Annotated in this window: 19 protein-coding genes; 13 read left to right on the top strand and 6 right to left on the bottom strand. The window is 71.0% G+C overall.

The annotated features are described in order from the left end of the window. Positions 1 to 199 precede the first annotated feature (199 nt). Genes K4G64_RS24345 through K4G64_RS24335 form a run of 3 tightly spaced genes read left to right on the top strand, consistent with a single transcriptional unit; the run spans position 200 to position 2,240 of the window. Positions 200 to 775 carry an FABP family protein gene (locus K4G64_RS24345; protein WP_221758140.1) on the top strand — a complete coding sequence of 192 codons (576 nt, stop codon included), beginning with the start codon at positions 200 to 202 and terminating at the stop codon, positions 773 to 775. 51 nt (positions 776 to 826) lie between these two features. Beyond that, complete coding sequence (locus tag K4G64_RS24340; RefSeq protein ID WP_221758139.1) at positions 827 to 1,264, top strand: Fur family transcriptional regulator; 438 nt, start codon at positions 827 to 829, stop codon at positions 1,262 to 1,264. A 10-nt stretch (positions 1,265 to 1,274) separates the two neighbouring features. Further along, positions 1,275 to 2,240, top strand: a complete 966-nt coding sequence (locus tag K4G64_RS24335) for a folate-binding protein YgfZ (protein WP_221758138.1) — start codon at positions 1,275 to 1,277, stop codon at positions 2,238 to 2,240. A gap of 49 nt (positions 2,241 to 2,289) precedes the next feature. On the opposite strand, the gene dtd is transcribed toward K4G64_RS24335, so the two are convergent. After that, entirely contained in the window at positions 2,290 to 2,715 is a 426-nt protein-coding gene (gene dtd / locus K4G64_RS24330; RefSeq protein WP_030242984.1) for a D-aminoacyl-tRNA deacylase, read from the bottom strand. A gap of 211 nt (positions 2,716 to 2,926) precedes the next feature. Here dtd and K4G64_RS24325 point away from each other — a divergent pair, with 211 nt between their 5' ends. The 3 genes from K4G64_RS24325 to K4G64_RS24315 all read left to right on the top strand — a co-directional run bounded on the left by K4G64_RS24325 (position 2,927) and on the right by K4G64_RS24315 (position 6,075). Further along, positions 2,927 to 3,559, top strand: coding sequence for an aerial mycelium formation protein (locus K4G64_RS24325; protein WP_221758137.1), 633 nt, complete (start codon positions 2,927 to 2,929; stop codon positions 3,557 to 3,559). Positions 3,560 to 3,647: 88 nt separating this feature from the next. Continuing rightward, positions 3,648 to 4,910, top strand: coding sequence for a GNAT family N-acetyltransferase (locus K4G64_RS24320; RefSeq protein ID WP_221758136.1), 1,263 nt, complete (start codon positions 3,648 to 3,650; stop codon positions 4,908 to 4,910). Between the two features lie 247 nt (positions 4,911 to 5,157). Continuing rightward, positions 5,158 to 6,075, top strand: coding sequence for a winged helix-turn-helix domain-containing protein (locus K4G64_RS24315; RefSeq protein WP_221758135.1), 918 nt, complete (start codon positions 5,158 to 5,160; stop codon positions 6,073 to 6,075). 36 nt (positions 6,076 to 6,111) lie between these two features. Here K4G64_RS24315 and K4G64_RS24310 read toward each other — a convergent pair whose 3' ends face one another. Further along, positions 6,112 to 6,300 (bottom strand): hypothetical protein, encoded by a 189-nt coding sequence (locus K4G64_RS24310; RefSeq protein ID WP_221758134.1) that lies wholly within the window; start codon positions 6,298 to 6,300, stop codon positions 6,112 to 6,114. A gap of 147 nt (positions 6,301 to 6,447) precedes the next feature. Between K4G64_RS24310 and K4G64_RS24305 the strand changes: the two genes are divergently transcribed. Next, positions 6,448 to 7,338 (top strand): FadR/GntR family transcriptional regulator, encoded by an 891-nt coding sequence (locus tag K4G64_RS24305; protein WP_221758133.1) that lies wholly within the window; start codon positions 6,448 to 6,450, stop codon positions 7,336 to 7,338. A gap of 29 nt (positions 7,339 to 7,367) precedes the next feature. Beyond that, positions 7,368 to 8,081 (top strand): HAD family hydrolase, encoded by a 714-nt coding sequence (locus tag K4G64_RS24300; RefSeq protein ID WP_308122473.1) that lies wholly within the window; start codon positions 7,368 to 7,370, stop codon positions 8,079 to 8,081. Between the two features lie 239 nt (positions 8,082 to 8,320). Here K4G64_RS24300 and K4G64_RS24295 read toward each other — a convergent pair whose 3' ends face one another. The 4 genes from K4G64_RS24295 to K4G64_RS24280 form a co-directional block, all read right to left on the bottom strand. Then, positions 8,321 to 9,052, bottom strand: coding sequence for a siderophore-interacting protein (locus K4G64_RS24295; protein WP_221758131.1), 732 nt, complete (start codon positions 9,050 to 9,052; stop codon positions 8,321 to 8,323). 12 nt (positions 9,053 to 9,064) lie between these two features. Further along, entirely contained in the window at positions 9,065 to 9,796 is a 732-nt protein-coding gene (locus K4G64_RS24290; protein WP_221758130.1) for a TetR/AcrR family transcriptional regulator, read from the bottom strand. 146 nt (positions 9,797 to 9,942) lie between these two features. Beyond that, a complete protein-coding gene (locus K4G64_RS24285) occupies positions 9,943 to 10,422 on the bottom strand; it encodes a MaoC family dehydratase (protein WP_221758129.1) in 480 nt (159 codons plus the stop codon). An 83-nt stretch (positions 10,423 to 10,505) separates the two neighbouring features. After that, positions 10,506 to 11,936 (bottom strand): class II 3-deoxy-7-phosphoheptulonate synthase, encoded by a 1,431-nt coding sequence (locus K4G64_RS24280; RefSeq protein WP_221758153.1) that lies wholly within the window; start codon positions 11,934 to 11,936, stop codon positions 10,506 to 10,508. A gap of 282 nt (positions 11,937 to 12,218) precedes the next feature. Between K4G64_RS24280 and K4G64_RS24275 the strand changes: the two genes are divergently transcribed. From K4G64_RS24275 to K4G64_RS24255, 5 genes are all read left to right on the top strand, one after another. Beyond that, positions 12,219 to 13,811: a 4-hydroxyphenylacetate 3-hydroxylase family protein gene (locus K4G64_RS24275; protein ID WP_221758128.1), complete on the top strand. Its 1,593-nt coding sequence runs from the start codon at positions 12,219 to 12,221 to the stop codon at positions 13,809 to 13,811. Further along, positions 13,808 to 14,365 (top strand): flavin reductase family protein, encoded by a 558-nt coding sequence (locus tag K4G64_RS24270; protein ID WP_221758127.1) that lies wholly within the window; start codon positions 13,808 to 13,810, stop codon positions 14,363 to 14,365. Before K4G64_RS24275 ends, K4G64_RS24270 begins: the two co-directional genes overlap by 4 nt. A 44-nt stretch (positions 14,366 to 14,409) precedes the next feature. Continuing rightward, positions 14,410 to 15,648 carry an FAD-dependent monooxygenase gene (locus K4G64_RS24265; protein ID WP_221758126.1) on the top strand — a complete coding sequence of 413 codons (1,239 nt, stop codon included), beginning with the start codon at positions 14,410 to 14,412 and terminating at the stop codon, positions 15,646 to 15,648. A 36-nt stretch (positions 15,649 to 15,684) separates the two neighbouring features. Further along, entirely contained in the window at positions 15,685 to 16,296 is a 612-nt protein-coding gene (locus tag K4G64_RS24260) for a transferase hexapeptide repeat family protein (protein WP_221758125.1), read from the top strand. A 10-nt stretch (positions 16,297 to 16,306) separates the two neighbouring features. After that, a partial coding sequence (locus K4G64_RS24255) for a chorismate synthase (RefSeq protein ID WP_221758124.1) occupies positions 16,307 to 16,751 on the top strand: 445 nt, incomplete at its 3' end.

The raw sequence follows: 16,751 nt of genomic DNA, 5'->3' as shown, positions 1-16,751 counted from the left end.
CCATGAGGCCCGGAACCCGGCCGCGTAAGCTGGCCTCCGGCCCTGTGCACCCATTCGCACCCCCGCTCAAGGAGCACCCAGTGGAGATCTTCTTCGAAATCCTGTTGGTCCTGGTCGCCGTCGGCGTCCTCGCCTTCGCCGGACTGACCGTGAAGAAGCTGTACCAGGGCCAGCGCTGACCCACGTCTAGGAAGTTCCCATGATCGAGATCCCGTCCGACCTCCACAAGGACCTCGTCCCGCTCGCCTTCCTGCTCGGCAACTGGGCGGGCGCGGGCGTGCACGACTTCCCCGGCTCCGAGAAGTGCAACTTCGGGCAGGAGGTCACCTTCACCCACGACGGCCGGGACTTCCTGGAGTACCAGTCCCACAGCTGGGTCCTGGACAAGGACGGCAACAAGGTCCGCCCCCTGGAGTCCGAGCACGGCTACTGGCGGATCGACGGCGCCCGCAAGGTCGAGGTGACGATGACCCGCGACGACGGCGTCATCGAGATCTGGTACGGCGAGCTGGCCGACAAGAAGCCGCAGATCGACCTCGTGACGGACGCGGTGGCCCGCACGGCCTCCTCCCAGCCCTACACCGGCGGCAAGCGGCTGTACGGCTACGTCAAGAGCGACCTGATGTGGGTCGGCGAGAAGCAGACCCCCGAGGTCGAGCTGCGCCCCTACATGTCGGCCCATCTGAAGAAGGTCGTCACCCCGGAGGAGGTCGAGCGCTGGGCCAAGGCCCTGCCCGACGACATGCCGGACGACGGCATCGCGTTCTTCAAGTGAGCCGACGCCTTCCTCGACCGGTCGCACCCGAGTGGTCCTAGACTCTTGGGTGTGGTGAGCACCGACTGGAAGAGCGATCTGCGGCAGCGCGGCTACCGGCTGACCCCGCAGCGGCAACTCGTGCTCGAAGCCGTGGACACCCTTGAGCACGCGACCCCCGACGACATCCTCGTGGAAGTGAGGAAGACGGCGTCGGGGGTCAACATTTCGACGGTGTACCGGACGCTGGAGCTCCTGGAGGAGCTCGGTCTGGTCAGCCACGCGCATCTGGGGCACGGGGCACCGACGTACCACCTCGCGGACCGGCACCACCACATCCACCTGGTCTGCCGGGACTGCCAGAACGTGATCGAGGCGGACATGTCGGTGGCCGCCGAGTTCACCGCCAAGCTGCGGCAGACCTTCGGGTTCGACACCGACATGAAGCACTTCGCGATCTTCGGCCGGTGCGAGGACTGCACCCTCAAGGCTTCAACTACCGAGTCGTAGGCTTACGGATATGAAGAGCCCCCTGCTGACCCTGCCCGGCGCCGTCCCCGCCGAGGGCGTGGACGAAGGTGTCGCCGCCCACTACGGCGATCTGTTCCGTGAGCAGCGCGCCCTCGCCGACGGCACCGGATTCGTGGACCTCTCGCACCGGGGGGTCGTCGCCGTCACCGGCGAGGACCGGCTCACCTGGCTGCACCTGCTGCTCACCCAGCACGTCAGCGATCTCCCGGCGGGCCAGGCGACCGAGGCGCTGATCCTCTCCGCGAACGGCCACATCGAGCACGCCCTCTACCTCGTCGACGACGGCACGACGGTCTGGGCCCATGTGGAGCCGGGCACCCAGGAGGCGCTGATCGCCTACCTGGAGTCGATGAAGTTCTTCTACAGGGTCGAGGTCGCCGACCGCACGGCCGACATCGCGGTCGTGCACCTCCCGGCCGGCTCCATCGCCCCGGTCCCCGACGGCGTCGTCGTCCGGGAGACGCCGCACGGCCGGGACCTGTTCCTGCCGCGCGCCGACCTGGAGGCGTACGCCGAGCAGGCCGGGCCGCCCGCCGGGATCCTCGCCTACGAGGCGCTGCGCGTGGAGCAGTACCGGCCCCGGCTCGGTTTCGAGACCGACCACCGCACCATCCCGCACGAGCTGGGCTGGATCGGCTCGGCGGTGCATCTGCAGAAGGGCTGCTACCGGGGGCAGGAGACGGTCGCCCGGGTGCAGAACCTGGGCAAGCCGCCGCGCCGGCTGGTCTTCCTGCACCTGGACGGCAGCGAGGTCCATCTGCCCGTGGCCGGGACGGAGCTCCGGCTCGCGGACGACGGCCCCGACGGCCGCAAGGTCGGCTTCGTCACGACGTCCGCCCGCCACCACGAGCTGGGCCCGGTCGCCCTCGCCCTGGTGAAGCGGAACGTGGCGGTGGACGCCCCGCTGGTGGCGGGGGACACCGCGGCGGCCCAGGAAGTCGTCGTCGAGCCGTAGACCCTCCCGGTGGATCTCCGTCCCGGCTGACGCTTGTAGATCTTTCGGGTCAGATTTCGATCTGCACGGTGAACGGGCCGTCGTTCGTCAGTGATACGCGCATCGCCGCCCCGAAGCGGCCCGTGGCCACCGTCGCGCCCAGGGAGCGCAGCTGGGCCACCACCTCGTCGACGAGGGGTTCGGCCACGTCGCCGGGGGCGGCGGCGTTCCAGGTGGGGCGGCGGCCCTTGCGGGCGTCGCCGTAGAGGGTGAACTGGCTGATCACCAGGAGCGGGGCGTCGATGTCGCTGCACGACTTCTCGTCGTGCAGCATGCGGATCGACCAGAGCTTGCGGGCCAGCTGGGCCGCCTTCTCCTTGGTGTCCTCGTGGGTGACGCCGACGAGGACGCACAGTCCCTCGCCCTCGATCGCGCCCACGGTCTCGCCGTCCACGACGACGCTCGCGCCGTCCACCCTCTGCACCACTGCTCGCATACGTCCATCATGCAGGGCGGTGACATCGGCGCCGCGGGTGGTCGGCGGATGCACCGAAAGGGTGGTTTGCGCGGGCGCCAACAGCCCCTGCACGGACGTATTTTGCTGCTATACCGCCCAACTGGGGTCTATCGGGGGCACTCGTTCCCATAGCGGCCACTTGGGGTGGCACGATGCTTGCACACACCGGTCGAGGGGACGGTTGAGGCATATGAGCACATCAAGCACCGGACAGCAGCAGGCGGCTGTCCGGTCGACATACACGGGGATGGGCGCGTCGGAGTACCACCGGCCGCCCACACAGCGCACGGACAGCCCGCCGCTGCCCTCGGACACCTCCGGACCGGAGATGCCCGCGCTGAGCCTGCCCGAGCTGCGCACGCTGCGTCGCGCGGCCCAGCGCGACGAGGCCGACCTCAGCTATCTGCGGCGGCTGCTCCAGGGGCGAATCGACATCCTGCGCGCGGAGGTGGACCGGCGTACGCCGGCGGGCGGGACCTCCGTGATGGTGTCCGAGGAGACCTCGGTGGTGGAGCGGCTGGCGGAGATCCTGCGGGACGCCCCGGCGCGGCACCGCTCCTCCGCCCGTCACGTCACCCTGGGCACGCCGCAGGGCGAGGAGTACCGGCGGCTGGCCGCCGAGATGCTCGACGAGGTGGAGCTGTCCGACCTGGGCGCGCGCACGGACCTGGAGCTGAACGCGGCGATGGGCCGGCTGGAGCGTCACGAGAAGCAGGTCTCCCGGCGCCGTCAGCGGCTCCAGCGCACGGCCGACGAGTGCGGCGCGGAGATCGCGCGGCGCTACCGCGAGGGGGAGGCGCAGGTCGAGGACCTGCTGGTCTGAGCCGTCGCGGGGCGGGGGCCCGCTGCGGGGAGGGCCGGCGGTCGGATATTGACGCGACACCGACCGGCCCTCCGCCTAGCGTGAGTTCATGACCTCCACGTCCCGCCCCGACGACATCGACATACGCCCGATCACCGGAGCCGAGTTCGCCGCCTGGCTGCGTGCCGTGAACACCGGCTTCCTGCGGGCGTCCGCTCTGTCCGACGAGGAGGTCGAGGGCCGGCGCGAGCGGTTCGTGGAGGGCCGCTACCTCGGTGCCTTCGACCGTGGCAGGTGTGTGGCGACCTTCCGGTCCTTCGACCAGCAGCTCACAACCGTGGGCGGCGCGAGCGTCCCGGCCGACGCGATCTCGGGTGTCACCGTCACCGCCACCCACCGCCGCCGCGGGCTGCTCAGCCGCATGATGGCGCGGGACCTGACGGCCGCGAAGGAGCGCGGGGACGTGGTCGCGACGCTGATCGCCGCCGAGTACCCGATCTACGGCCGCTACGGCTTCGGGCCGGCGACCTGGACGGCGGAGTGGACGGTCGACGTGCCGCGCGCCGGCCTCGACGCGCGCTGGGCGGGCCCGGCGGACGGCGGGCGGATCGACCTGGTGGAGGGCGAGGACGTCCGCAAGCTCGGCCCCGAGCTGCACGAGCGGATGCGCCGCGGCCGGCCCGGCGCCATCGACCGCCACGAGACGTGGTGGAAGGTGCACACCGGGGCCCTGCTGTGGGACGCGTCGTGGAAGCCGCCGTTCTTCGCTGTGTACCGCTCGGCGTCCGGCGAGGTCCAGGGCATGGCCGCGTACGAGGTGGACGACAACTGGGGTGACGCCAAGCAGCCGTTGAACACGGCGACCGTGCAGTGGCTCATCGGAGTGACACCGGCCGCGGAACGCGCGCTGTGGGAGTACCTCTGCTCCGTCGACTGGGTCGTGAAGGTGAAGAGCGGCTCGCGGGCGCCCGACGATCTGCTCCCGCACCTCCTGCCCGACCCGCGGGCGGCCAGGATCACGTCGCTGGCGGACTGGCTGTGGGTGCGCGTCCTGGACGTCGAACGGGCGCTGGAGGCGCGGACGTACGAGGGCACCGGGGCGCTGGTGCTGGAGGTCGCCGGTGTGGACGGGCTGACCGGCGGGCGCTACCGGCTGGAGGCCTCGCCCGAGGGGGCGTCCTGCACGCCGACCACCGAGAGCGCGGAACTCGAACTGGGCCTGGGCGAGTTGGGCGCGCTGTGGCTCGGGGACGAGTCGGCGGTGCGGCTGGCGGCGCTGGGCCGGGTGCGCGAAGAACGAGCGGGCGCCGCCCGGAAGGCAGACGCCCTGCTGCGTACGTCCAGGCGGCCTTGGTGCCCGGACATGTTCTGAGCCGCTCCCTCCTGCCGGTGTGCTGGGACCCGCATCCGTAGCGAGCTGTTCAGTTGTGGTTGTCGTGCGGCCGTGCCGGCCGGGCGGGACTCCCGGCTCCCCTCCGGAAGGGAGTCCCTGGCGGGTGGCCAACCTCCTGAAGGTCTGACCATGTGCCCGAAGTTGGTGACCAACTTCACTGTACTTATCTCCGCTTGGAAGCGGCTCATAACCACCTTTTCTTGAACTGCCCAAAGATGGCGGGAAGTTGTACTGTGCAGGGGTGGACCCGGAACACGACTCCGTCCATGGGCGGAAGAGGTCGGGGCGGCCACAGAGGACACATCACGAGGTGGCCGACGAGCTGCGCGCCCGGATCAGGTCAGGGGCGCTGCGGCCGGGTGCGCGCATGCCCACCCAGGCACAGCTGGCCCACGAGTTCGGGGTCGAGCGCGGGGCGGTGCGGCAGGCGCTGCGCATCCTGCAGTCCGAACGGCTGCTCACCAACGTGTCCAAGGGCAGTCCGGCGACCGTCGCCCCCGACCCCGTCGGGCCGCTGACCGGCCCGGAGGCTCCTCCGTTGCCCACGACGGTGGCGCTCGCTCCCCGGATAGCGGCGGCGTTCGGCGCGGAGCACGTCGAGATCGACGCCGTGTGCCTGACGTCCATCTCCCTCACGCTCGCCATCGGTGAGCCGCTGCGCCAGATCCACGCCGGACGGCTGAAACCGGCCAAGGTCGACGTCCGGGTGCTGCTGCCCAGCCGGGACATCGACCTGGCCTTCCCGGTGCCGGTCGAGGGGGGCGACGACGACTGGGTGCACGAGCGGTGGCTGGCGATGCGCAACGCCCAGGGGCAGGTCCTCCAGCACAACCTGCTGGCCCTGCGCGCCACCCACGGCATCGATGTGCGCGTCACGTTCCGGGCGCTGCCCTTCACCCCGCCGGTGAAGCTGTACCTGCTCAACGGCACGGAGGCGCTGTTCGCGTACTACACGCTGACGCGCCGGGAGGCCGAGGACGATCACGAGCGGCCGGCGTTGTACGACGCCCAGGGCACCCGGTCCATGCTGTTCTCCTTCGAGCAGGGCGCCGGGCTGCGCGACACGACGTTCGTGGAGCAGTCGCACCTGTGGTTCAACGCACTGTGGGAGACGATCAGTTCGGAGCTGGTGCTCACGAGCTGACGTCTCCCACGGGTCGTTCCGGGGCGGTGCGGTGGTTCATCGGGCGGGCCCCGTCATCAGCAGCGCGAGCACGACCGCTCCCACGGAGCTGACGGCCGGGCTCTTGGCCTTGACGCCCACGGTGAGAAGGATCAGGCCGACGAGGCCGGCCGGACCGTACTTCCACTGGACGAGCTCTTCGAAGGCGACGACGAAGGCGGCGGAGAGGAGAGCGAGGGCGGGCATCGGTATTCCCCCTTCGGAAGTCCGGAAGCAAAACTTCCGCCAACTCCGAGAAGTTGGCAACCAACTATGATTAAGTTGTCCCCACTTGGTCCCTAGTCATAAACAACTTCCAAACAACTCCCGCCAGATGGATCAGAGTTGTAGCGTTTGGTCGTGACCCAGGAGAGCGTGGCGGAGAACGTGGCAGTGAACGGCAGCAGAAGGTCCTCGCCCCAGGAGATCGCCGACATCCTGCGGCAGCGCATCCGAGCCGGTGAGCTCAAGCCGGGGGACCGCCTGCCCACCCAGGCCGAACTCGCGGAGGAGTTCGGCGTGGAGCGCGGCGCCGTCCGCCAGGCCCTGCGCGTCCTCCAGGAGGACGGCCTCCTCACCAACGTCAGCAAGGGGAGCCCACCGCGGATCGCGGCCCCGGAGCCGGTCCGGGGGGAGCCCCAGCCGACGATGGTGGGCCTTGCCCCCCGTCTGACGGAGGCCTTCTCGGCGCCGCACGTACGCGTCGACGTGGTCTGCCACACCGCGGAGACGCTGATGGTCGCCATCGGCGAGCCGCTGCGCCTGATCCACGAGGGCCGCATCCATCCCGAGTCGATCGACGTCCGCATCCTGGTCCCCTCCCGGGACATCGAGCTGGCCTTCCCGGTCCCGGTCGAGGCGCACGGCGAGGACAACCCGGTCCACCAGCGCTGGCTGGCGATGCGCAACGCCCAGGGGCAGGTCCTCCAGCACAACCTGAAGACGCTGCGCTCGACGCACGGCATCGATGTGCGCGTCACGTTCCGCGCGCTGCCGTTCACCCCGCCGGTGAAGCTGTACCTCCTCAACGAAGAGGAGGCCCTGATCGGCTACTACATGCTGACCAGGCGGGCGGAGGAGTGGGGCAGTCAGACCCTGGACATGTACGACGTCCTCGGCTCCCAGTCGCTCCTCTTCTCCTTCGTGAAGCGGACGGGCCGCCGGGACGCGGCGTTCGTGAAGGAATCCCAGAAGTGGTTCAACGCCCTCTGGGAAACCATCACGTCGGACCTGACACTCTCCTAGTGACTCCTGATACGACGCAGACTGGTGCGGTGACAATCGAGACCGAGAACGATCCGCATGAACTTCGCGATCTGACCGGACGCGCGCGCGTCGTGCTCTGGGACTTCGACGGGCCCATCTGCCGTCTGTTCGCCGGGCATTCGGCGGAGCGGGTGGCGAGCGACCTGGTCTCCTGGCTGGAGAGCCGGGGCCTGCACGGCCTGCTCAGCGAGACCGAGCGGGAGTCCCTCGACCCGCACGTGGTGCTGCGCGCCGTGGATCGCCGCCACCCCGGCAGCGACCTCGTCGCCGAGCTGGAGGAACGTCTCACCCAGGAGGAGCTGAGGGCCGCGACCTCGGCGATGCCGACCCCGTACGCCGATCCGCTGATCCGCACCTGGGCCGCCGTGGGCTCGCGCCTGGCCATCACCACGAACAACTCGCCCCGGGTGGTCCGCACGTACCTGGCGGGGCGCGGCCTCGCCGACTGCTTCGCCCCGCACATCTACGGCCGGACCCGGGAACTGCACCACCTGAAGCCGCATCCGCACTGTCTGAACCGGGCGCTGAACGCGATGGGGGTGGCGCCCGGCGATGCCCTGATGATCGGTGACACGCCGTCCGACCGCGAGGCGGCCGAGGGGGCCGGGGTGCCCTTCCTGGGGTACGCGCGCAACGGAAGGAAGGCCGGGCTCCTGAAGGCCGCCGGGGCCGACGTGGTCCTGGACTCCCTGGAGCCGCTGCTGCGCCTGCTGCGCTCCTAGGTGTGCTGTCCGGAGAGGTTGGTGACGCGGCCGGCTGGTGTGTGGCCGCTGATTCCGGTGCGGGGTCGCGCTTCGGCCGCTGGTCGGCGGACGGCGCCCGCTGGTCGGCTGACGGCACCGGGGCCCGGCTCCTGGGCCACGTCCGACGGCACTGCGATGCTGTCGGACGTGGCCGACTGGACCGTCGTAGCCATGGACTCGATCACGGTGCACGGCCTGATCCGAACGGCAGGTGCCCGCTAGTCCGAGGCCAGGGGATCGCGGTGGTCCGCCTCGTCCCGTTTCCAGTAGCCCTTGGCGTAGGCGCGCCGGCGGTCCAGCCCGAGGGTTTCAGTGAAGTGGCGGCGGATGTCCCTGACGGCGCCGGACTCCCCCGCGACCCACGCGGCGACCCGCTCGGGCGGCACTGCGGCCTTGAGGACGGCGTCGCGCAGCGCCTCGCCCTTGGTCCGGCCGGCGTCCCGGTGCACCCACACGAGGTCCAGGCCTGCCGGGAGACTCACCGCGATCTCCGCCTCGGGGCCCTCCACCTCCAGGTAGACGCCGCCCCGCATGCCGGGCGGCAGGCTCTCGGCGATGGTGAGGACCGCGGGCTGGGCGCTCTCGTCGCCCGCCAGGAGGTAGAAGTCGGTGTCGGGAGCGGGACGGAAGGATCCCTTGGGACCGCCGAAGGAGACCTCCTCACCCGGGCGGGCGGCCTCGGCCCAGCGCGCGGCCGGACCGTTGCCGTGCAGCACCACGTCGATGTCCACGCGGGGTCCGGCGGGGGAGTGGTGGCGCACGGTGTAGGCGCGGCCGGCCGGCCGGCCGTCGAGGGGATCGGTCACGAACAGCTTCACCCACTGCGTTGGTTCGTCGCAGTGGAAGGCGGACATGCCAGGCCCCCCCAGGGTGATGCGGGCCATGCGCGGGGCGATCAGGGAGACCGCCTCCACCGTGGCTGTGTAGCGGGTGCGACGGGTGCGGAACATGGGAACAGCCCTTCAGAGGGAGGGGGCGGCCGACGGAACCTCACGTCGGCGGGCCAGGACGGTGGCGGTCAGACGCTCGACGAAACGCGGGTCCAGCGGTTGTCCCGTCGTGAAGGCCCGGTGGAAGGCGGGACCGACGAGCAGGTCGAGGAGCCGGTCCGCCTCGTTCCGGCTCACCGTGGCGCGGGGGAGGGAGGCCAGGGCCCGCCGGACGTGTGCACGGTCGTAGTGCCGCTGCCGGTCCAGCACCTGGTCGCGCAGGACCGCGGCGGTCGTCGGGTCGTGCAGGGCGTGGCCGATGAGCACGAACAGGACGTGACCGGTGGGGGACTGGGTGAACACCCGGCTCAGGTGCGTCACATGCTGCTCCAGAGCGGCCTGTGCAGAGTCCGGGAACTCCGGCCAGGACGCCTTGTCGTGCAGATCCTCCTCCAGGACGTCGAGGAGGATGGCCACCTTCGACCGCCACCAGCGGTAGATGGTCTGTTTGGCCACTCCCGCTCGTTCGGCGATCGCGCTCACCGTCATCGCGTGGAAGCCGACGTCCATCAGCAGGTCGTCGGCGGCCCGCAGGACCGCGACCCGGGCGGCCTCGCTGCGCCGCGGGCCGCTCCTGGTGCGCGCGGCGGGCGCGTCGGCCGGCTGCCGGGTGTCGTGTGGGGCGTTGATGGCGTGCCCTCCTCGTCGCGTCGCGGCGCCTGTCCCGGGACGGTCGGCGAGGACCGGCCGGGAAGATCGGCACATCGAGACTAGACGCAACGGTGCGTATGGTCAAAGTGGGGAAATCCGCCATGTGCGGTGAGGGCTGGGTCCCGTTTCCCCCGGATCGGGGGAGGTCCGAGGGGAAACGGGAGTCGGGGAGAGGGGGGAAGCCGCCGGCGCGCGGCGTGTCAGCGGCGTACGACAGCGTCCTCGTGCCGGGTGCCGGTGGTCTCCGCGCGGCCGAACAGCAGCCGCGTCCGCATCCGGTACACCGGTTCGCCCTGCTGGTTGTCCGCCTCGACGACGAAACGGACCGTGCCCGTGTCCGGGCGCCGGGGATGCGGCGCGGCCTCCTCCACGGTGGCCCGTCCGCGCAGTTCGTCGCCGGGGCGCACCGGGCGAAGGAACCGGACCTCGTCCATGCCATAGGAACCCTGGCAGGCGGAGTCCGCGAGCAGCGCGCGGACGAACTGCCCCATGACCACGGCACCGGTGTGCCAGCCGCTGGCCACCAGGCCGCCGAAGGGGGAGCGGGCCGCCGCCTCGGGATCCAAGTGGAACGGCATCGGGTCCCACACGCGCGCGTAGTCCATGATGTCCTCGCTCGTGAGCCGCGTGGCCCCCAGCTCGTAGGTGCCGCCGACGCGGAAGTGCTCGAAGTGCCGCACGATGAGTGCTCCTTCGTCTCGGGTGTCTCGGATGTCCCGTGGGGCGGGCGCCTCGGGTGTCGGGTAGCGGTCGGGGATGGGAGTCAGCGCGGGGGCGCCGCGTACACCGGCGCGCTCGCGGGACGGACGGAGGCGGGTTCGGGGCGAGGGCGGCCGAGGCGGCGCTTCTCGGCGCTGAACCACTCGGCGACCCGGAACGCCAGGTCCATCGACTGCCCCCGGTTGAGGCGGGGGTCGCACGCGGTCTCGTACCGCAGGTGCAGATCGTCCGAGAGGACCTCGTTGCTCCCTCCCACGCACTCGGTGACGTCCTCGCCGGTGAGCTCCACGTGCACCCCGCCGGGATGCGTGCCCAGCGCCCGGTGCACCTCGAAGAAGCCCGTGATCTCGTCCAGGACATCCTCGAAATGCCGGCTCTTGTGGCCGCTCGTCGTGGTGAAGGTGTTGCCGTGCATCGGGTCGCACACCCACACCACCCGGGCGCCCTCGGCACGCACCGCCTCCACCAGGGCGGGCAGCCGGTCGCGCACCCGGCCCCGCCCCATCCGCGCGATGAACGTCAGCCGGCCCGGGGTGCGCTGTGGGTCCAGCCGGTCCACCAGGGTCAGCACGTCGTCGACCGTGGCGTGGGACCCCAGCTTGACGCCGAGGGGGTTGCTGACTCCGGCGGCGAACGCGACGTGCGCGCCGTCGAGTTGGCGGGTGCGCTCCCCGATCCACAGCAGGTGCCCGGACAGCGCGTACCGCCGCCCCGTGTCGGGGTCCGTGCGCACCAGGGCGGACTCGTAGTCGAGCAGCAGCGCCTCGTGGCTGGCGAACACCTCCGTGGTGCGCAGGGTCGAGGTGCTCATGCCGCAGGCCCGGATGAACGCGAGCGCCGCGTCGATCTCGTCCGCCAGCCGCGCGTAGCGGCGTTCCGCGGCGGACAGGGCCACGAAGTCACGGTTCCACTCGTGCACCCGGTGCAGGTCCGCGTGCCCTCCGGCGGTGAAGGCGCGCAGCAGGTTGAGCGTCGCGGCGGACGCGTGGTAGACGCGCTCCAGCCGGGCCGGGTCGGGGGTGCGGGCCTCGACGGTGAACTCCAGTCCGTTGACGGCGTCGCCCCGGTACGAGGGCAGCGTCACTCCGTCGCGGGTCTCGGTGGGCTGTGAACGGGGCTTGGCGTACTGGCCGGCGATCCGGCCGACCTTGACCACCGGGACGCCGGCCGCGTACGCCAGCACGGCGGCCATCTGGAGAAGGACCTCCAGCTTGTTGCGGACCGACTCCGCGCTCACCGAGTCCAGGGTCTCCGCGCAGTCACCGCCCTGGAGCAGGAAGGCCTGGCCGAGGGCCACCTCTCCGAGACGGTCGAGCAGGGTGTCGCACTCCCTGCCGAACACCAGGGGAGGCGCGGTGGACAGGGCGGACAGGGTCGTCCGCAGCGCCACGGGATCGGGCCAGTCGGGCTGTTGCGCCGCGGGCAGTGCCCGCCACGCTTCGGCAGCGGGCTCGGACAGTGAGTTCTCGTCCATTTCCAGGTATTTCACGCTGAAAACCTCAACGCCTTCTGTTCCGAGGGCACGGCACGGGTTTGCGGTGGGCGCAGCCTGTCACGCGGCCGCCGGGCCCCGACAGTCGGCCGCTGGGGCTAGAAGGGCGGATCTACTACCCGCGTACTAGCCCCAGCGGCCGACTGTCGGGGCGGGTCGGACTCCTGGAGCATTTCGGCAGGCGCACACCGTCGTCGGCACTCGGCGGCGGGCGCGGTCCGCCGCCGCATTTCTCCACGCCACCGGCTCGAAAGGTGATTCCGCATGAGCAGCACCGCCAGCCCGTCCGGGTCCGTGTCCCGTCCGCAGACCGGGGACGAGTACCTCGAGAGCCTCCGGGACGGCCGGGACGTGAGGATCTATGGCGAGAAGGTGCGGGACGTCACGAGCCACGCGGCCTTCCGCAACAACTCACGCATGGTCGCCCGGCTCTTCGACGCGCTCCACGACCCCGAGCGCAACAGCAAACTGGTCGTCCCCACCGACACGGGCAACGGCGGTTTCACGCACCCCTACTTCAAGGCCCCGTACACCTCCGGCGACCTGCGCGCCGCCGCACGGGCCATGGAGGAGTGGGCGCGCATGACGTACGGCTGGCTGGGCCGCACGCCGGACTTCAAGGCCGCCTTCCTGTCCACCCTCGGGTCGAACAAGGAGCACTACGCGCCGTTCGAGGACAACGCGTCCGCGTGGTACCGCAAGGCGCAGGAGAACGTGCTGTTCATCGGCCACGGCATCGTCAACCCCCCGATCGACCGCAACCGGGGGCTGACCGAACTCAAGGACGTGATGCTGACGGTGGACCGGGAGACCGACGCCGGCCTCGTGGTGTCCGGTGCCAAGGTGGTCGGCACCGGCGCGGCGCTCACGCAGCACATCTTCATCGGCAGCTACGGGGTCATCCCGAAGGGCGCCAAGGAATTCTCCGCGTACTTCATCGTGCCGACCCACAGCCCCGGCCTGAAGATCATCTCCCGGCCGTCGTACGAGTTCGCCTCGGCCACCGTGAGCAGCCCCTTCGACCAGCCGCTCAGCAGCCGCCTGGACGAGAACGACGGCATCCTCGTCTTCGACGAGGTGCTGATCCCCTGGGAGAACGTCTTCTGCTACGACGTGGACAAGGCGAACAACTTCTTCTACGGGTCCGGCTTCTTCTACCGCGCCATGTTCCACGCCTGCGTCCGCTTCGCGGTGAAGATGGACTTCCTGACCGGTCTGCTCGCCAAGTGCCTGGAGACCACGGGCACCTCGGAGTTCCGCGGTGTGCAGAGCCGGCTCGGTGAGGTCCTCGCCTACCGCAACATGTTCTGGGCCCTGGTCGACTCCATGGCCGAGAACCCCACCAAGTGGCCCGACGGCACCGTCACCCCCAACGGCGAGACCGCGCTGGCCTTCCGCGTCCTGTCCTCGTCGATCTTCCCGAAGGTGCGCGAGATCTTCCTCCGGGACCTCGGCAGCGCGCTGATCTACAACAACTCCCACGCCCTCGACTGGTCGAACCCCGAGGTCCGGCCCTACCTGGACAAGTACGTCCGGGGCCTGGGCGTGGAGGCGATCGACCGGGTGAAGCTGATGAAGCTGGCGTGGGACGCGGTCGGTACCGAGTTCGGGGCCCGCTGGGAGCTGTACGAGATGAACTACGCCGGCAACCACGAGCAGATCCGCTTCGAGGCCCTCCACGCCCAGCAGGGCTCCGGGAAGTTCGACGACTACAAGAAGCTCGTCGACCAGTGCCTTTCGGAGTACGACGAGAACGGCTGGAAGGTCCCGGACCTCATCAACCCCAAGGACACCACCGTCATCGGCAACGGCGCCCCCGACACCGGGGCGGCCGCCCCGGTCGAGACCGCGCGGTGAGCAGCCGTACCCCCGCTCCCGGCGGCGCCGCTGCCCCGCCCGGAGTCTCCGTCCTGCCGGACAAGGCTCATCTCAGGCACGTCCTCGGACAGTTCGTGACCGGTGTGTGCGCGGTGTCCACCCGCTTCGAGACCCGGTCCGGAGTGCGCCACGACGCCATCGCGGTGAACTCGTTCACCTCGGTCTCCCTCGACCCGCCGCTCGTGTCGATGTACCTGCGCGACGACTCGACCTTTCTGCGGCGCGTGCAGACGTCCGGCCAGTGGGCCGTGTCGTTCCTCGGACACCGCGCGCGCTCCCTGGTCGGTGTCCTCACCACGCCCGCGGCGCAGCGCCCCCCGGTGGAGCAGGCCGCCGACTGGGCCGTCGGACCGCACACCGGCTGCCTGGTCCTGCCGGACGGGCCCGGAACGCTCGAATGTGCCCTGCACCTCACCCAGACGCTCGGCGACCATGTCCTCGTCGTCGGACAGGTGCTGGGAGCCGTGGGCCGCGACCACGAGCCCCTGGTCTTCCACCGCGGCACCTTCACCGAGGTCGCACCGGCGACGTGAACACACACCGCAGACCCTCAGCAGCGAACGGGAGAGGAGACGCCATGGCCGGGAAGCGCCCGCATGTGGCTGTGGTGGGCGGCGGTATCGGCGGTCTGGCCGTCGCGCTCGGACTGCGGCGGCAGGGCGTCGAGGTGGTCGTCCACGAACAGGCGCGGAAACTGGCCCACCTGGGAGCGGGGATCGCGATCGGAGCGAACGGACACCGGGCCCTGCGGGAACTGGGCGTCGCCGAACGGCTGACCGCAGCGGCCGCCCAGCCCGCACGGGCCGACTTCCGACACTGGCGCACCGGCCGGTCCATGGTGTCGCACCGCCTCACCGGCATGTACGAGGAGCGCTTCGGCGCCCCCTTCTGGACCGTGGAACGAGCGGCCGTCCAGCAGGCCCTGCTCGCCGAACTGGGCACGGAGCACGTCCGCCTCGGCGCGCGCTGCACCGGAGTGGAGGAGACGGCCGCCGGCGCCGTGATCCGCTTCGAGGACGGCAGCGAAGCGGAAGCCGACGCGGTCGTCGGGGCGGACGGCATCCACTCCGTGGTCCGCCACAGCCTCTTCGGCCCCGACGAGGCCGTGTTCTCGGGGACCAGCGGATACCGCGCCCTGGTCCCCATGGACAGGCTGCGGCACCTTCCCGAACTCGCCGAGCCGGTCCTGTGGCTGTGGCTCGGACCGGGCCGGCACTTCATCGCCTACCCGGTGGCGGACGGCAGCGCGCTGAACTTCCTGGCCGTCGTGCCCGACCGCACGTGGACCGTCGAGTCCTGGTCCACGGAAGGCGACGCCGCGGAACTGCTGGCCGCCTTCGACGGCTGGCACCCGTTCGTCACCGGGATCCTCGGAGCCTGCGAACGCCCGGGCCGCTGGGCGCTGTACGACCGGGAACCGCAGCGCGCCTGGAGCTCCGGCCCCGTGACCCTGCTGGGCGACGCCGCGCACGCGATGCTGCCGCACCACGGCCAAGGAGCCAACCAGGCCCTGGAGGACGCGGTGGTCCTCGCCCACCTCCTGGCGGGTACGGACGCCGATGGCGTGCCCTCGGCCCTGCGTGCCTACGAGCGCCTGCGCCGACCGCGCACCCGGCTGCTGCAGGCGGGCTCCCGCAAGAACGCCGGCTGCTTCCAACTGCCCGACGGACCGGAGGCCGAGGCCCGCAACGCACGCCTGGCCGGCCTGCCCGACGACCTCGCCTGGATCCACGGGCACGACCCTCTCGGCTCCCTGCGCCCGGCCACGGCACCGGCCCGAACCCCGGCCGCGCCCGTGGCGCCCGCAACGACCTGACCGGCCCGACGACCATCGACGAACGGTGAGAGACACATGGCAAGGATCTACTCCTTCGAAGGGAACGTCCCCGTCGTGCATCCCACGGCGTTCGTGCACCCCGACGCCGTACTGATCGGGTCGGTCGACATCGGACCCGGGTGCTATGTCGGCCCCCTCGCCAGCCTGCGGGGTGATTTCGGGCACATCGCACTCCGGGCGGGCTCCAACGTCCAGGACGGCTGTGTCCTGCACTGCTTCCCCGGCGCCGACACGGTCGTGGAGGAGGACGGGCACGTCGGCCACGGGAGTGTGCTGCACGGCTGCCGGGTGGGCCGGGACAGCCTGATCGGCATGAAGTCCGTCCTGATGGACGGCGTCGTCGTGGGGGAGCAGGCCTTTGTCGGCGCCGGCAGCTTCGTCAAGTCCCGGTTCGAGGTGCCGGAGCGGCACTTGGTGGCGGGCAGCCCGGCCAAGGTGGTGCGCGAGCTCACCGCCGACGAGATCGCCTGGAAGGGCAACGGGACGGCCCAGTACCAGAAGCTGGCCCAGCGCTGCCTCACCGGGCTGCACCCGGCGGAGGCCGCCACCGAACGCGCCGCCGCCCCGGCCCCCACCCGGCCCGGCGAGCCCGAGCATGTCACCCTGCACGCGTACCGGTCCCGCTGAAGGAGCACCGTTGAGCAGGTTGCGCTGGCTGACCGCTGGGGAGTCCCATGGTCCCGCGCTCGTGGCGACGCTGGAGGGTCTTCCCGCCGGTGTGCCGGTCACCACGGACATGGTGGCGGACCATCTCGCGAGGCGGCGCCTGGGCTATGGGCGCGGTGCCCGGATGAAGTTCGAGCGCGACGAGGTCACCTTCCTGGGTGGGGTCCGGCACGGCCTGACCCTCGGCTCCCCGGTCGCGATCATGGTGGGCAACACCGAGTGGCCGAAGTGGGAACAGGTCATGGCCGCCGACCCGGTCGACCCGGAGATCCTCGACGGACTCGCCCGCAACGCCCCGCTGACCCGGCCCCGGCCCGGCCACGCCGACCTGGCGGGCATGCAGAAGTACGGCTTCGACGAGGCCCGGCCGATCCTGGAGCGTGCCTCGGCGCGTGAGACGGCCGCGCGCGTCGCCC

Source organism: Streptomyces sp. WAC04114 (genome assembly GCF_019733245.1).
GTDB classification, from domain to species: Bacteria; Actinomycetota; Actinomycetes; order Streptomycetales; family Streptomycetaceae; genus Streptomyces; species Streptomyces massasporeus_A.
Note: the sequence above shows the minus strand (reverse complement) of the source record. Positions and strands in the feature narration are given on the sequence as shown.

Coding starts and splice junctions, on each gene's coding strand:
- K4G64_RS24265 (WP_221758126.1), top strand. CDS start 14,410: ATGGCCGGGAAGCGCCCGCATGTGGCTGTGGTGGGCGGCGGTATCGGC.
- K4G64_RS24335 (WP_221758138.1), top strand. CDS start 1,275: ATGAAGAGCCCCCTGCTGACCCTGCCCGGCGCCGTCCCCGCCGAGGGC.
- K4G64_RS24280 (WP_221758153.1), bottom strand. CDS start 11,936: ATGGACGAGAACTCACTGTCCGAGCCCGCTGCCGAAGCGTGGCGGGCA.
- K4G64_RS24320 (WP_221758136.1), top strand. CDS start 3,648: ATGACCTCCACGTCCCGCCCCGACGACATCGACATACGCCCGATCACC.
- K4G64_RS24310 (WP_221758134.1), bottom strand. CDS start 6,300: ATGCCCGCCCTCGCTCTCCTCTCCGCCGCCTTCGTCGTCGCCTTCGAA.
- K4G64_RS24325 (WP_221758137.1), top strand. CDS start 2,927: ATGAGCACATCAAGCACCGGACAGCAGCAGGCGGCTGTCCGGTCGACA.
- K4G64_RS24345 (WP_221758140.1), top strand. CDS start 200: ATGATCGAGATCCCGTCCGACCTCCACAAGGACCTCGTCCCGCTCGCC.
- K4G64_RS24260 (WP_221758125.1), top strand. CDS start 15,685: ATGGCAAGGATCTACTCCTTCGAAGGGAACGTCCCCGTCGTGCATCCC.
- K4G64_RS24275 (WP_221758128.1), top strand. CDS start 12,219: ATGAGCAGCACCGCCAGCCCGTCCGGGTCCGTGTCCCGTCCGCAGACC.
- K4G64_RS24290 (WP_221758130.1), bottom strand. CDS start 9,796: ATGTGCCGATCTTCCCGGCCGGTCCTCGCCGACCGTCCCGGGACAGGC.
- dtd (WP_030242984.1), bottom strand. CDS start 2,715: ATGCGAGCAGTGGTGCAGAGGGTGGACGGCGCGAGCGTCGTCGTGGAC.
- K4G64_RS24295 (WP_221758131.1), bottom strand. CDS start 9,052: ATGTTCCGCACCCGTCGCACCCGCTACACAGCCACGGTGGAGGCGGTC.